General features: G+C 71.7%; 11 protein-coding genes and 1 pseudogene. 5 read left to right on the plus strand and 7 right to left on the minus strand.

All coding sequences use genetic code 11. The annotated features are described in order from the left end of the window. Positions 1 to 13 precede the first annotated feature (13 nt). Positions 14 to 1,006, plus strand: coding sequence for a ketol-acid reductoisomerase (gene ilvC, locus FLW16_RS23005; RefSeq protein WP_142562269.1), 993 nt, complete (start codon positions 14 to 16; stop codon positions 1,004 to 1,006). A 117-nt stretch (positions 1,007 to 1,123) separates the two neighbouring features. Here ilvC and dacB read toward each other — a convergent pair whose 3' ends face one another. The 6 genes and pseudogenes from dacB to FLW16_RS23040 form a co-directional block, all read right to left on the minus strand. Next, on the minus strand, positions 1,124 to 2,725 hold the full coding sequence (dacB, locus tag FLW16_RS23010) for a D-alanyl-D-alanine carboxypeptidase/D-alanyl-D-alanine-endopeptidase (protein ID WP_142562187.1): 1,602 nt from the start codon (positions 2,723 to 2,725) through the stop codon (positions 1,124 to 1,126). 81 nt (positions 2,726 to 2,806) lie between these two features. After that, entirely contained in the window at positions 2,807 to 3,340 is a 534-nt protein-coding gene (locus FLW16_RS23015) for a DUF1707 and FHA domain-containing protein (protein ID WP_142562188.1), read from the minus strand. A 124-nt stretch (positions 3,341 to 3,464) separates the two neighbouring features. After that, positions 3,465 to 4,385, minus strand: coding sequence for a CAP domain-containing protein (locus tag FLW16_RS44580; RefSeq protein ID WP_260615487.1), 921 nt, complete (start codon positions 4,383 to 4,385; stop codon positions 3,465 to 3,467). A 159-nt stretch (positions 4,386 to 4,544) separates the two neighbouring features. After that, positions 4,545 to 4,934, minus strand: a pseudogene (locus tag FLW16_RS23025) (DUF664 domain-containing protein); the annotation flags it as partial. Between the two features lie 503 nt (positions 4,935 to 5,437). Next, entirely contained in the window at positions 5,438 to 6,874 is a 1,437-nt protein-coding gene (locus tag FLW16_RS23035; RefSeq protein WP_142562190.1) for an MFS transporter, read from the minus strand. 139 nt (positions 6,875 to 7,013) lie between these two features. Continuing rightward, complete coding sequence (locus FLW16_RS23040) at positions 7,014 to 7,910, minus strand: hypothetical protein (RefSeq protein ID WP_142562191.1); 897 nt, start codon at positions 7,908 to 7,910, stop codon at positions 7,014 to 7,016. A 363-nt stretch (positions 7,911 to 8,273) separates the two neighbouring features. On the opposite strand from FLW16_RS23040, the gene serA reads away from it, so the two are divergent. From serA to FLW16_RS23060, 4 genes are all read left to right on the plus strand, one after another. Then, the gene (gene serA, locus FLW16_RS23045; RefSeq protein ID WP_142562192.1) at positions 8,274 to 9,863 is read left to right on the plus strand and encodes a phosphoglycerate dehydrogenase; all 1,590 of its coding nucleotides are present in this window, start codon (positions 8,274 to 8,276) and stop codon (positions 9,861 to 9,863) included. A gap of 536 nt (positions 9,864 to 10,399) precedes the next feature. Further along, entirely contained in the window at positions 10,400 to 11,608 is a 1,209-nt protein-coding gene (locus FLW16_RS23050; RefSeq protein WP_221891229.1) for an ROK family transcriptional regulator, read from the plus strand. Positions 11,609 to 11,684: 76 nt separating this feature from the next. Then, positions 11,685 to 12,731, plus strand: a complete 1,047-nt coding sequence (locus FLW16_RS23055) for a 3-isopropylmalate dehydrogenase (protein WP_142562193.1) — start codon at positions 11,685 to 11,687, stop codon at positions 12,729 to 12,731. Between the two features lie 143 nt (positions 12,732 to 12,874). After that, on the plus strand, positions 12,875 to 13,966 hold the full coding sequence (locus tag FLW16_RS23060; RefSeq protein WP_142562194.1) for a branched-chain amino acid aminotransferase: 1,092 nt from the start codon (positions 12,875 to 12,877) through the stop codon (positions 13,964 to 13,966). 32 nt (positions 13,967 to 13,998) lie between these two features. Here the strand turns inward: FLW16_RS23060 and FLW16_RS23065 are convergent, their stop codons facing one another. Beyond that, complete coding sequence (locus FLW16_RS23065) at positions 13,999 to 14,637, minus strand: hypothetical protein (RefSeq protein ID WP_142562195.1); 639 nt, start codon at positions 14,635 to 14,637, stop codon at positions 13,999 to 14,001. Positions 14,638 to 14,669: the final 32 nt, after the last annotated feature.

A 14,669-nucleotide genomic window follows, 5' to 3' on the forward strand; every position in this document is an offset into this window, starting at 1 on the left:
GCAAGTGACTGAGATCTTCTACGACGACGACGCCGACCTGTCGATCATCCAGGGCCGCCACGTCGCGGTGCTGGGTTACGGCAGCCAGGGCCACGCGCACGCGCTGAGCCTGCGTGACTCGGGCGTGGACGTCCGGGTCGGCCTGCCCGAGGGCTCCAAGAGCCGGGAGAAGGCCGAGGCCGACGGGCTGCGCGTGCTGTCGCCGGGCGAGGCCGTCGAAGAGGCCGACCTCACGATGATCCTCGCGCCGGACCACATCCAGCGGCACCTGTACGCCGAGCACGTCGCGCCGAACCTCGTCGAGGGCGACGCGCTGTTCTTCGGCCACGGCCTCAACATCCGCTACGGCCTCATCGAGGCCCCGGCGGGCGTCGACGTCGCGATGGTGGCGCCGAAGGGCCCGGGTCACCTGGTCCGTCGCCAGTACTCCGCCGGCCGCGGCGTGCCCTGCCTGGTCGCCGTCGAGCGCGACGCCACCGGCAGCGCCTGGCCGCTCGTGCTGTCGTACGCCAAGGGCATCGGCGGCACCCGCGCCGGCGCGCTGAAGACGACCTTCACCGAGGAGACCGAGACCGACCTGTTCGGCGAGCAGGCCGTGCTGTGCGGCGGCGTCTCCGAGCTGATCAAGGCCGGGTTCGAGACGCTGATCGAGGCCGGCTACCAGCCGGAGGTCGCCTACTTCGAGTGCCTCCACGAGATGAAGCTGATCGTCGACCTGATGTACGAGGGCGGCATCTCCAAGATGTACTGGTCGGTGTCCGACACCGCCGAGTACGGCGGCTACACCCGCGGCCCGCGCGTGGTCAACGAGGAGACCAAGAAGGAGATGCGCCGCATCCTGGACGAGATCCAGGACGGCCGCTTCGCCCGCGAGCTGGTCGAGGAGTTCGACTCCGGCCAGACCAACTTCAAGCGCTACCGCGAGGAGCTGGCGGGCCACTCCATCGAGCAGACCGGCGGCAAGCTCCGCCCGATGATGAGCTGGCTCAAGGGCGAGCAGGCCTGAGGCTCGCGAACGCTCGCGTGATCGCGGCGCCGCGCCCCGCCGACGAGGTGGGGAGCGGCGCCGCGTCGCGTTTCCCGGACCCCGTGTCGCCGGTCGGCTACCGGGGTCCGGGCGTTGTCAGCACGGGGCGGGCTTGAGCCAGGAGCATTCGAGGTCGCCGGCCGACCGCCCTGGGAACGACGGAGCGGCCTCCTGCGGCGACGACCCGGGAGTCAGGCCGCGGGCGGCCGCCGTCTCGTCCACCGTTTCGTCCACTGGGGCCTTCCTGCTGAATTGGGCCAGCCTGATGGCGATCCGGTCCTCCAGGTCCCGCGGCGGGCCGGACAGGTAGCCGTTGCTGATGACCGAGAAGACCAGCGGCTCGCCGTCCGCGCTGGTCACGTAGCCCGACAGCGCGGTCACGCCGGTCAGCGATCCGGTCTTGGCGTGCACGTTCCCGGCCGCCGCCGTGCCGCCCATCCTGCTGCGCAGCGTGCCGCCGACCATCCGCTCCGCCTCTCCCGCGATCGGCAGGGCGGCGTACCAGGTGGGGAACCAGGGCTTGCCGCGCACCGCCGTGAGCAGGGCCGTGATTCCGGCGGGCGTCAGGGCGTCCACCCTGGACAGGCCGGAGCCGTCCCGCAGCCGCAGCGTCTTCACGCCGTTGGCCTGCGCGAACGCGGTCGTCACGGCGAGTCCGGCCGCCCACGTCCCCGCGCCGGAGACCTTGCGTCCCATCGTCTTGGTGAGGATCTCCGCGTGCATGTTGTTGCTCAGCTTCAGGAACGGCACGAGCAGGTCGCCGAGGGTCATCGACCGGCGTGAGGCGATCGTGGCCGCCTTCGCCGGGGTGGTCCCGCGTACGGTCGGCCCGAGCACCTTCACGCCGTGCCGGGTCAGCCCCTCCCGGAACAGGGAGGCCGCGTAAAGCGTGGGGTCCCACACCGCGACCCACTCGTCGTACGGCTCGGAGACCGTGCCGCTGACCACGACGGTGTCGGTGCCGTGCTGCCGCTCGACGAGCACGTCGGTCTCGTCGCCGGTGACGGCCCTGTTGACGATCTTCACGTAGCCGGTCGCCGGCGTGGTGGACACCTTGGCGGCCTTGCCGGGGCCGTCTCCTGGCGCGACCGAGACGATCACCGAGCCCGCGTCGTAGTCCGTGTCGGGCGCCGCGGTCAGCGCGGAGATCTGCCCCGCGTAGTAGTACGGCTCGTCGTCCCAGGCCCAGTCGGTGCCGAGCCGTACGTCGTCGAACCATGTGTCGTCGGCGACCAGCCGTCCCGTGACGACCTTGACCCCGGCCGCCGCGACCTTGGCGGCGAGCGCGTCGTAGTCGGCGGCGAGCATGGTGGGGTCGCCCGTGCCCCGCAGCGTGAGGTCCCCGGCGACCGTGCGGCCCACCTTGGAGGCGGCGAGCACGTCGGTCGTGAACCGGAAGTCCGTGCCGAGCGTGTCGAGGGCGGCGGCAGAGGTGAGCAGCTTGGTGTTGGAGGCGGGGGCGAACAGCTTGTCCGCGTCGAGGGAGTAGAGGTCCTCGCCGGTGGCCGCGGACCGCACGGCGACGCCCGCCCGCGCGGGGGCCAGCCGGGAGTCGGCGAGGATCCGGTCGAGGTCGCGGGTCAGGTCCGCGACGCCGGGGGCAGGGTCCCGCGCCACGGCGGGGACACCGGAGCCCGCGATTCCGGTGGCCAGGACGGCACCGGCCAGCATGATCGTGATACGTCGTGACAACCGCACAGTCCGCTCCCGGGTGAGTGGCTTTCCGCGATCGTCGGTGAGCGGTGCCAAGGCGGCAATACGGAAATGTACGTATAGCGATCAGGCCGGCATCGAGACCAGGAACACGCAGTCGCCGAAGGCCACCTCGTCGCCGGCCCGTACGGACGCGGGGCCGACCAGGCGCCAGCCGTTCAGCCGGGTGCCGTTCATCGAGCCGAGGTCGACGAGCAGCCAGGAGTCGTGCTCCCGCCGCAGCTCGGCGTGCACCCGCGAGACGGTCAGGTCGGCGAGGACGAGGTCGCAGGAGGAGCCGCGGCCGACCAGGTAGCGGGCCCGGCCGTCGGCGGGCAGGGCGAGCCGGGGCAGCCGGGGACGCCGCCAGGCGGACTCGATCCGGTTGCTCAGCTCCGACACGGAGGCGACGGCGTCGGTGATCCTTCTGCGCCAGCGCCCGCGGTGCGGGAGGTCTGCGACCAGCTCGTCCAGCTCGTTGCGGTTGCGAGCACGAAGCGCCAGGTCCACCCGGCCGACGAAGGTCTCCATGGACAGGCGTCCTTCGGCGGCCCGGTCGCGGAGCTCGCTGAGCGCGCGCTCGCGGTCCCCGTCCGAGGCGCGAACCGGGGGAGAGCTCATGATTGGAGTATCCGCCGCAGTGGTCCGAGGTGTCCAGAAGACGGCCGTATTCGCCGCCGATCCCGGCGCGGGAGCGGGGCCGCCGGGCGTGGCGTCCCCGCTCCCGCGTCGGGCCGGTGCGTTTCTACTGCCGGCCGAAGTCCTGGGTCCAGTACGCGCCGGCGGCGACGTACCCGACCCCGATGTCGGTGTAGGTGCAGTTGAGGATGTTCTGCCGGTGTCCCGGGCTGTTCATCCAGCCCTGAACCACCGCCTGGGCGGTGCCGTAGCCCTTGGCGATGTTCTCCGCGGCCGCGCGCCAGGTGTACCCGGCGGCCGTGATGCGGTCGGCGAAGGAGCGGCCGTCCTTCGAGGTGTGGTCGAAGTAGTTCTTGGCGGACATGTCGGCCGAGTGGGCGTACGCGGCGGAGCGCAGGCGCGCGTCGTGCTTCAGCGGGCCGCAGCCCGCCTTCGCCCGCTCGGCGTTGGTGAGGCGCACGACCTCGTTCTCGATGGCGGTGCCCACGCCCGAGCCACTCGTCGGAGAGGCGCTGGGAGCGGTGGAGGCGGGGGCGCTCGCGGAGGGACTCGCGGCGGGGGCGGTGCTCGGGACGGTGCTCGGCACCGCGGAGGGGCTGGTCGTGGGGATGGCGGTGGGGGTTGGGGAAGAGGTGGCGGTGGGAACCGGAGTGGGGACGTCGCAGTCGAGGCGCACCGGCCTCGACCGCGACACGTGGCCGCGGTAGTCGGTGACGACGCTGTAGTACGCACCGTCCGCGCAGGTCAGCGCGACGACGACGCGCGCGTTCCTGACCACCTTGGAGCCGCTCTTGACGACGCGGTCGGGGCCCGGCCTGCTGTTCACGATCCGGACCCGGAAACGGGCGTTGTCGATGCAACCGGCCCGCGAGCCCGCCGCGCGGATCTTGCCGTCCACGCTGACGTAGGGCTTCGCGGCGGCGACCCGGCAGCCCGCGTGCTGGGCCTCGGCCTGAGCGGGGCCGGCCGTCATGCCGACGGCCGCGACGCTCCCGAGGCACAGGACCGCTCCGAGCGCTCTGTTCACGATCATTCCTCCAGTGGGGGTTAGACGCTGGGGAAGTCGTCATTATGGTCGGCTACAGACCGACATGTGGTGATAAATCGGTCCAATCCCTAAAGTATCTACCTTCTCTTAAACTTCCTTTATCCTGCATACAGCCTGAAATGTCCGATAATCCGCAGGTCAGCGGCCGGATCGGCCAGGGGACGGCCTTGAGGGGCGCTTAAGGTCGTGGCCGGCCTCCCGCGCCACGCGCTCCAGCTCCTCGCGGTAGCTCTCCCACCACGACAGATCGCCGGCCGTCACCACGTCGTCGCCCTCCCGGTACCCGGCGCCGCCGTCGATCGACTCGCGGACGATGTCGGCGTGGCCGGCGTGCCGATGGGTTTCGGCGATCATGTGGACCAGCACGCCGTGCAGGGTCGCCCGCCGGCGCTCCTCGGGCCACCACACGATGTCGGCGACCGACTCCAGCGGCAGCGCCGCGATCGTGGCGTCCGCGTGTCCCCAGGCGCGCCGGTACACCCCGGTGACGTACTCGCGGGACTCCTCGGCGGTGGCCCACATGTCCGTGTTCCTGGCGAAGGCGGCGGGCGCGAGACGGGGACGAGGCCGCGTTCACCAGACTGGTCCGGCCGCTGCGCCCGGAGCTGCACGCCCACTGCTACCGCATGCTCGGCCCACGACGCCCACGACGCCCACGACGCCCTCCAGGACGCGCTGCTGCGGGCCTGGCGGCGAGGGCCGCTCCTCGCTGCGCTCGTGGCTGTACGCCGTGACCACCCACGCCTGCCTCGACCTCGCGGAGAGCCGGGGCAGGCGGGCCCTGCCGATGGACCTGGGCCCGTCGAGCGAGCGCGCGGTCGTGGACGGGCAGGGTCCGCTCGGCGACGTCGCCTGGCTGGGCCCCTGTGCAGGTGCCACTCACCCGCTGCCCGAGCTGGCGGTATGTCCTGACCGGCGCGAACGGCCAGTCGGCTGTGGCCTTCTACGTCGGCGAGGGCGCCGCCCGCCCGCACACCGCCTGGTCGATCACCGTGCTGACCCTGCGGGACGAGCGGATCTGCGAGATCACCTCATTCCTCGGCGCGGAGCACTTCGCCGGGTTCGGGCTGCCCGCCGTCTTTCCCGGCGTTCTCAGCACCGGGGACAGCGGCCGCTGCGGCCGTGCTCCCGGACGCGACGGCGGCGAGGCGGTCGGCGGTCAGATCGTATTTGAGGGTCATCAGCACGCCCGCGAACGTGATCAGGGCGGGCACCACGGTCACGCCGATCACCACGGCGACGTGGGCGCTGCCCGGCTGGGTCACCGGATGCTCGGGATCGGAGGAGACGAAGCCTCCCGCGCTCAGCACCCACCCGTACGCGGTCGCCCCGAGCGCCGTCACCGCGTTCTCCACCGCGGTCCACAGGCCGGTGAAGACCCCGCCCCTGCGCTTGCCGCTCACCGCGCCGTCGTGGGCGATGACGTCGGCGAGCATGGAGAACTGCAGCAGTTGCAGGCCCGCGTAGCCGACGCCCACGATCATCACGCACAGGTGGGCGTACAGCTCGCCGAGCGCGGGAGTCGCGAGGATCAGCAGCGCTCCGGCGGTGAACAGCATGCCGGAAAGGACCATCGCGCCGCGCTTGTCGAGCTTGCGGGCCAGCCACACCCACAGCGGCATCGTGACCAGCATCGGCCCCACGAGCGCCGCGAAGAGCGTGGTGGTGGCGGAGGTGTCGTCGAGCGCGTAGGCGGCGAAGTAGGGCGCGCCGGCGAGCATCACGCCGGCCCCGAGCGTCTGCGCGGAGCTGAGCCCGAGGAGCCACAGGAACTGCTTGCTCGTGCGGGCGGCCGCAAGCTGCTCCCGAAGCGTCCCCTCGGACTTCTGCGGGCCCGTGAAGGGCGCGCGGGCGGTGCCGAAGAACGAGCCCAGCATCGCGACGAGCAGGATCGCGCCGAAGGCGACGCCCATGGTGCGATACCCGTCGGCCGTGTCGCCGGCGATCATCGGGGCGAGGATGCCGCTCATCGCGATCCCGACCGCGATGAGGACCATGCGCCACTGCAGCAGCGAGGTCCGCTCGTGGTAGTCGGTCGTCATCTCCGCCGGCATGGCCTTGTACGGCACCTCGTACAGCGCGTATCCGGTGGTGGCGAGCAGGAACGTGAGGCCGACGTAGGCGGCGGCGGGCGCGCCGGTGAGCGGCGGCCCGGCGAACACCAGCGCGAACGACACCGGCAGCACCGTGGCCCCGGCGAGCAGCCACGGACGGCGTGGTCCCCAGCGCGAGACCGTGCGGTCCGACCATCGGCCGACCATGGTGTTGGCGACCAGGTCCCAGGCCTTGGGCAGGAAGAGCACGACGCCCGCGAGCCCGGCGGGGACCGCGAGCACGTTGGTCATGTAGAAGAGCAGCAGCAGCCCGGGGATCGTGGAGAAGTTGGCCGTGCAGAACGAGCCGACGGCGTACCCGAGGCGAACCCCGAGGGAGACCTTCGACGGGGACGGAGTCGCCGTGGAGACCATGGCGACATTCAAGCCGAGCAAGCGACCGTCCGGAAGGACTCTCCGGCAACGGTTCGGCGGCTGCCCGGTGTCTTGCCGATCTCCGTCTTGCCGATCTCCGCCGGACGGCGCCGGCGGAGATCGGTGAAGGGGCTCCGGCTCAGTCGCGCACGTCGGGACAGACGACGTGCGCGCCGATCTCGATCAGGCGGCGTTCGGTGTGCGCGTCGGCGACCCGGGCCATGAGCACCGGGGCCTCGCTGGCCGCCAACTGCGGCAGCCGGGCGCGTACCCGCCGGTGCAGTTCCTTCACGATGTCGTCGGCGGCGAGGATGTGCACCTTGACGTGCAGCATGATCCCCCACAACCCGGCGGCCGTGCGCGCCTCGGAGATCCAGACGTGGTGGACGTAGGGATACTCCGGCAGCAGTTCTGCGACCGCCACCCGCAGCGCCGGCAGGATCGGATGGCGCGTCCTGCGGTAGCCGGGGTCCACGACCTGCATCGCCCCCGACAGGTGCTGACGGGGGGCCGGGATCCACTGCGACGGAAGCGGGGAGGGCGCCGCCGCGACCGGGGCGGGCACGGGCGGTGCGGGCGGCGGGGGAGCCTGCCGCGTGGCCTGCGCGCGGGTCACGGTCGCCATCGCGCCCGTGGCGTACGCGGTCGGGGCGGCCGAGCCCATGGCCGACAGTGCGGGAGCGGGACCGGTGCGAGTCTCCTCCAGGTAGCGCCGGAGGTCGTCGATCGGCACGGCGGCGGCGGCGGGGCCGGCCGCGTCGATCACGATCTCGCGCACGCCTGTGACGCGCTGGATGTCGAGCATGGTGTCGGCGTCGCACGCCGACAGCGAGTGGCTGCCACGGTGCCGGGCGTAGGTCGCCGGTCCCGTGTAGCCCAGCAGAACGCGTTCGCCGTTCTGTGTCGTGCCGAGCACCACGGAGCGGTCGGGGCGGACCGCCACCAGGATGCCCCACTCCGCGAGGGCCGCCAGGAGTTGCCGGGGGCTGCCATGCCGCGCGAGAACGTCGCCCAGGGAGGGGTTCCCGATGCTCATAGCCTGAACGATAGGGACTGGACCATGGCGAATCAGGCTAATCCCCAAGATTAGGTGCGATCAATACCGAGATGGGTGGCAGTCCGTATGGATCAGGCGTAGACGGGGTACATCGACCGGCTGGGCCGGTACATGAGCGAGTCTCATGAATCCCGCCGGTCCCACGAGAACCTTCCGGGCGGCCGAGCCGCGTGGGCGGCGCCGAAGACGCACGGATCGGGAATCTGAGACCGGGTCGTCGTGCCGCCGCGACACCGCCGAGACCTTGGGTGTCTCGTATGCCGGGCGCTCGTGAGAGCTTTCACAAGGCCCCGATAGACTCACGTCGTCCGCGCTGTCGCACTTCACGAAGGACTCAACCCAGTGAACAAGCCCGTCGTACTTGTCGCAGAAGAGCTCTCAGAAGCGGGTCTCGCCGTGCTCGGCGCGGATTTCGAGGTCCGGCACACCGACGGCGCCGACCGGTCGCAGCTGCTGCCCGCCCTCGCCGACGTGGACGCCCTGATCGTACGCAGCGCCACCCAGGTGGACGCGGAGGCCATCGCGGCGGCGTCCAAGCTGCGCGTCGTCGCCCGCGCCGGTGTGGGCCTGGACAACGTGGACGTCGAGGCCGCGACCAAGGCCGGCGTCATGGTCGTGAACGCTCCGACCTCCAACATCACCAGCGCCGCCGAGCACACGGTCGCGCTGATCCTCGCCAGCGCGCGCAACGTCGCCCAGGCGCACTCCGCGCTCAAGGACGGCGAGTGGAAGCGCTCGAAGTACACCGGCGTCGAGCTCGACGAGAAGGTCGTCGGCATCCTCGGCCTCGGCAAGATCGGCCAGCTCGTCGCGCAGCGCCTGCAGCCGTTCGGCGTCGAGATCATCGCGTACGACCCCTACCTGCAGCCGGCCCGCGCGGCGGCGATGGGCGTGCGGCTGGCGTCGCTGGAGGAGGTGCTCCAGCAGGCCGACTTCATCACGGTCCACCTGCCGAAGTCGAAGGAGACCATCGGCCTCATCGGCGACCGCGAGCTGCACATGGTCAAGCCGAGCGTCCGGCTGATCAACGTCGCCCGTGGCGGGATCATCGACGAGAACGCCCTCTACTCCGCCCTCAAGGAGGGCCGCGTCGCGGGCGCGGGCATCGACGTGTTCGCCAAGGAGCCCTGCACCGACAGCCCGCTGTTCGAGTTCGACCAGGTCGTGGTGACCCCGCACCTCGGCGCCTCCACCCACGAGGCCCAGGAGAAGGCCGGCACGCAGGTCGCCCGCAGCGTCAAGCTGGCGCTCGCCGGCGAGTTCGTGCCCGACGCGGTGAACGTCCAGGGCGGCGCGGTCGCCGAGGACGTCAAGCCGGGCCTGCCGCTCACCGAGAAGCTGGGCCGCATCTTCACCGCGCTCGCGGGCGAGGTGGCCACCCGCCTGGACGTCGAGGTCCGCGGCGAGATCTCCGCCCAGGACGTCCGGGTCCTGGAGCTGGCCGCGCTCAAGGGCGTCTTCACCGGCGTCGTCGAGGACGCGGTGACCTACGTCAACGCGCCGCTGCTGGCCAAGGACCGCGGTGTCGTGGTCGAGCTGGTCACCAGCGCGGAGAGCCCCGACTGGCGCAACGTCATCACGGTACGCGGCGTGCTCGCCGACGGCCGCACGGTCTCGGTCTCCGGCACCCTGTCCGGCCCCCGGCAGATCACCAAGATCGTCGAGGTCAACGGCTTCGCGATGGAGATCGAGCCGACCGAGCACCTGGCGTTCTTCACCTACGCCGACCGCCCGGGCATCGTCGGCATCGTCGGCCGCCTGCTCGGCGAGCACGGCGTGAACATCGCCTCCATGCAGGTCTCCCGGGACGTGAAGGGCGGCAAGGCGCTCATCGCGCTGACGGTCGACACGGCGATCCCGTCCGAGGTCGTCGAGCAGATCGCGGGCGAGATCGGCGCCGACAGCGGCCGTACGGTCGACCTGGAGGACTGACGCCCCGGCATCGGCCCATCGGACGGCCCGGCGCTGCGCGCGCCGGGCCGTTCGCGTTTTCTCCGCCCGACGTTTTCTCCGTCCGGCGTTGTCCACCCCGCGGTTTTCCCGTCCCGTGGACCCCGTCTCACGAAGTGAGATACTAGGTCGTCCTACGAGATTGTGGGGTACTCTTGCGATGACGAGGCGCCCCGCACTTCTACCTGCCGCGACGGGGCCTGATCAGGGCAGGCCGGCCCGTCGCGGAGCGCCGCGCCGCCGGCCTTCGGCTCGCCCGTGACGCGTGACCCGCGTTCCATCGGCGGCCGACGTTCCGGATCCGCGACAGGCGGATCCGCTCTCAGCATTCCTCCGTCGAAGAGAGAATCGCCATGTACGAGATGTATCCCTGGGGCCGTTCCGAGGACACTGAGGACGAGGCGGCCGCGGCCCTGCAGATCGCGCTCGACCGCCGCGACAACGGGGGCGTACCGCAGCGCTGACCTGGCCGGGATCGGCGGGACCGGCCACCCCCCGGATGTGCCAATCTTGAGTGCGTGGTGAGCATCGGCGGTGGGGCCGCGAACACGACCAGCCTGCTCCGGTTGATCAACCAGCGGGCGGTGTTCACCGAGATCTTCCGCCTCGGCAAGGCCTCGCGCCCCGAGCTCGCCCAGGTGACCGGGCTGTCGAAGCCGACGATCTCGATGGCGCTGGCCGACCTGGAGCGTGCCAGGCTCGTCCGCCCGGTCGGACTGCGCACCGGCGGCACCGGCCGCGCCGCGCTGCTCTACGAGATCAGGCCGGAGGCGGGCTGGGTGCTCGCCGCCGACATCGGCCGCACGACCGTGCGGCTCGCCCTCGCCGATCTCGTGGGCGACGTCGTCGTCCGCAGGCAGGAGCCCTCGGCCGCGCGGTCGTACGACGGCCTGCTGGAGCAACTGGTGCGGTTGGCGGCCGAGGTCGTCGCCGAGGCCGGCCTGGAGCCCGGTGACGTCACCGTCACCGTGTTCGGCACCCCGGGAATCCACGACAAGGAGAGCGGGGCGCTCCGGCTCGCGCCGAGCCTGCCCGGCTGGGAACGTCCCGGCGCGGTGGACGCGCTGGCCGGCGTGACGGGCTCGCCCTACACGGTCGAGAACGACGTCGACCTCGCGGCGGTGGGGGAGGGCGCCTACGGCCTGGGCAAGGGGGTCTCCCACTTCGTCCTCGTGTCCATCGGGACGGGCGTCGGCATGGGCGTGGTCATCGACGGCGGTCTCTACCGGGGCGCCCGGGGAGCGGCCGGCGAGATCTCCTACCTGCCGGTGGGCGTGCCGGAGGGCGAGGACGGCCCGGGCTTCGACCGAAGGCGCGGCGAGTTCGAGTCGGTCGCCTCCGCCGACGGCATCGTCGCGGCGGCGGCACGCCTCGGCATGACGGCGGCCACGGCCGAGGAGGTCGCCGACGCCGCGCGCCGCGGCGACGAGGTCGCGCGCACGGTGGTGGCCGCCGAGGCCGGCCATGTCGCCCGCGCCCTCGCCGGGGTGATCGCCGTGCTCGATCCCGAGCTGGTCGTGCTCGGCGGCGGCGTCGGCACACAGGCCGGCGACCTGCTCGCCGGTCCGGTGGCGGAGCGGCTGGAGACGCTGGTGGCCCTCACGCCGCCGCGGATCGAGGTGTCCGCGCTCGGGCCGGACGCCGTGATCCTCGGGGCGCTGGCGGTCGGGCTGTCCACGGCGCGGGACCTCGTCTTCGAGCGGGCCGTCGCGGCGGGACCCGCCTGACGGGCAGGTACGCCCGGGTATTGACCGAATGGTGAGATCGTGTTTCGATCTCCGAGACAACCGGTAAGGTACACGCATGGAGTCGAGCAACATCCGCCTGGCAGTGATCCCCGGTGACGGTATCGGCACCGAGGTCGTCGCCGAAGGCCTCAAGGTCCTCAACGCCGCGGGCGTCAAGTCCGAGACCACCGAGTACGATCTCGGCGCCAAGCGCTACCACGCGACCGGGCAGACGCTTCCCGACGAGGTGCTCGACGAGCTGCGCGGCTACGACGCGATCCTGCTGGGCGCCGTCGGCGACCCGAGCGTGCCGCCCGGCGTCCTGGAGCGCGACCTGCTGCTGCGCCTGCGCTTCGAGCTCGACCACTACGTGAACCTCCGCCCGGTCAAGCTGTTCCCCGGCGTGACGACTCCGCTCGGACAGGCCCGCCCCGAGGACATCGACATGATCGTCGTCCGTGAGGGCACCGAGGGTCCGTACGCGGGCGCCGGTGGCGCGATGCGCCGCGGCACGCCGCATGAGATCGCCACCCAGGAGTCCCTGAACACGGCCTACGGCGTCGAGCGCGTCGTGCGCTACGCCTTCGAGAAGGCCCTGAGCCGGCCGCGCCGCAAGCTGACGCTGGTCCACAAGACCAACGTGCTGACGTACGCGGGCGACCTGTGGGCGCGCACCGTCGACCGGCTCAGCCTGGAGTTCCCCGAGGTCGAGACCGACTACTGCCACGTCGACGCGGCCTCCATGTTCTTCATCACGCAGCCGCAGCGGTTCGACGTGATCGTCACCGACAACCTGTTCGGCGACATCCTGACCGACATCGGCGCGGCGGTCGCCGGCGGCATCGGCCTGGCGGCCAGCGGCAACGTCAACCCGGCGCGCACGGCGCCGTCCATGTTCGAGCCCGTCCACGGCAGCGCACCCGACATCGCGGGCCAGGGCAAGGCCGATCCGACCGCCACGATCCTGTCGGTCGCCATGCTCCTCGACCACCTCGGCCACGCCCAGGCGTCGGCCCGTGTCGAGCAGGCCGTGGCCGACGACCTGATCGAGCGCCAGGGCGCGTGGACGGCGCGCTCCACCCGCGAGATCGGCGACGACATCGCCGCCCGAGTAGCCGGCTGATCCCGGCCGCTCATCCCGACATCACGCGCATGGCGGCCCGGTATGGGCCGCCATGCGCTTTTTCATACCTGCCAAATGCCCTAGTTTTCCCTTAGCCGACTCGTCGCACAATTACTACGACGACGTAGAGAGAAGGACCTCGCATGACCACCCACCTCAGGTTCGACGTGCAGCTCCACCCGCAGGCCCGCAGTGCGGCCGAGCGCGAGCAGGTGCTGGCGAGCCCCGGCTTCGGTCAGGTCTTCACCGACCACATGATCTCCATCGACTGGAGCGAGGGGGAGGGGTGGCACGACGCGAAGCTTCAGCCGTACGGTCCGCTCGTCCTTGACCCCGCCACGTCGGTGTTCCACTACGCCCAGGAGCTGTTCGAGGGGCTCAAGGCGTACCGGCAGCCGAACGGCTCGATCGTCGCCTTCCGGCCGTACGCGAACGCGGCGCGGTTCAACCAGTCCGCGCTGCGGATGGCGATGCCGGAGCTTCCCGAGGAGACGTTCGTCGAGTCGCTCGAACTCCTCGTGCAGACCGACCGCGACTGGGTGCCGACCACCGAGGGCCACAGCCTCTACCTGCGCCCCTTCATGATCGCCACGCAGCCCGCCCTCGGGGTGAACCACCCCTCGCGGAGCTACAAGTACATGGTGATCGCCTCGCCCGCCGCGTCGTACTTCACCGGCGGCCTCAAGCCGGTCTCGGTCTGGCTGTCCACGGAGTACACCCGTGCGGCGCCCGGCGGCACCGGGTTCGCCAAGTGCGGCGGCAACTACGCGGCGGCGTTCGTGGCCCAGCGGCAGGCCGTCGAGGAGGGCTGCGACCAGGTCGTCTGGCTCGACGCCTTCGAGCACCGGTGGGTCGAGGAGATGGGCGGGATGAACCTGTTCTTCGTCTTCGGCGACCGCCTCGTCACGCCGGCGCTCACCGGGACGCTGCTGCCCGGCATCACCCGTGACTCGATCCTCAGCCTGGCCGCCGAGCTGGGATACACGGCGGAGGAGGGCAAGATCTCGATTGAGGAGTGGCAGGCGGGCTGCGAGTCCGGCGAGCTCACCGAGGTCTTCGCCTGCGGCACCGCCGCCGTCGTCACCCCCGTCGGCTCGGTCAAGGGCGTCGACCGGAGCTGGACCGTCGGAGACGGCACCCCCGGGCCGGTCACGATGAAGATCCGTGAGGAGCTCGTGGGCATCCAGTACGGCAGCCGCCCCGACGCCCACCACTGGATCCACAAGATCTGCTGACGGCCGGGGCGGGGCCTGCCCTCGGGCACGGCTCAGCCGGCCGCGCCCGGGCAGGCCGTGCCCACCGCGAGGACGGACAGCGACACCAGCCCTTCGAGCAGGCCGGTGCCCCTGCCGGCGCTCACGCCGGCCCTGCCGTCGATCCTGAGCATGGACCGCTGGGCCGGGCACGGCGCCGGCGCCGGCTCCGCCGGAGCGGCGAGCGGGGCCGTGACGGGAGACGGCGAGGGCGTCGCGGTCACCGTGACGGTGACCGTGGGCACCGGAGTGGGCCTGGCGCCGGGCGTCTTCACCGGAGGCGCCGGGGTCACGGTCACACGCGGGCCGGCGATGGTGACGTGCTGGGTGATGTTGCAGACCCGGGCGCGCCGGCACAGCGCGTTCTGCACGTTCGAGGAGCCGCCGGCGGTGTTGGTGGACGTGTGCTGGTAGCCGTGGTTGCGCGTGGCGCCGGCCACCGACAGCTTGGTCCCGGGCCGGTCCCGCGGGTCCTTCCCCTGGGTGGTCGCGACGTTGCGCACTGCGCGATCGGCGCGGCCGTGCCCGTTGTCGGCGGCGGCCCCGAGCGGGGCGGCGCCGGCGATGAACGCGGTCGAAGCCGAAGTTCCGGCGAGAAGGAGACCGGCGATCCTGCCGGTGAGAAACGCCCCGCCGCCGCGCCGACAAGTCATTCGCCGCCCCCTGTTCGGATCAGACGCCTGGT

This window comes from Microbispora sp. KK1-11 (genome assembly GCF_006874435.1).
Lineage (GTDB): Bacteria > Actinomycetota > Actinomycetes > Streptosporangiales > Streptosporangiaceae > Microbispora > Microbispora catharanthi.

Coding starts and splice junctions, on each gene's coding strand:
- FLW16_RS23015 (WP_142562188.1), bottom strand. CDS start 3,340: ATGAGCTCTCCCCCGGTTCGCGCCTCGGACGGGGACCGCGAGCGCGCG.
- FLW16_RS23035 (WP_142562190.1), bottom strand. CDS start 6,874: ATGGTCTCCACGGCGACTCCGTCCCCGTCGAAGGTCTCCCTCGGGGTT.
- FLW16_RS23040 (WP_142562191.1), bottom strand. CDS start 7,910: ATGAGCATCGGGAACCCCTCCCTGGGCGACGTTCTCGCGCGGCATGGC.
- FLW16_RS23055 (WP_142562193.1), top strand. CDS start 11,685: ATGGAGTCGAGCAACATCCGCCTGGCAGTGATCCCCGGTGACGGTATC.
- FLW16_RS23060 (WP_142562194.1), top strand. CDS start 12,875: ATGACCACCCACCTCAGGTTCGACGTGCAGCTCCACCCGCAGGCCCGC.
- FLW16_RS23065 (WP_142562195.1), bottom strand. CDS start 14,637: ATGACTTGTCGGCGCGGCGGCGGGGCGTTTCTCACCGGCAGGATCGCC.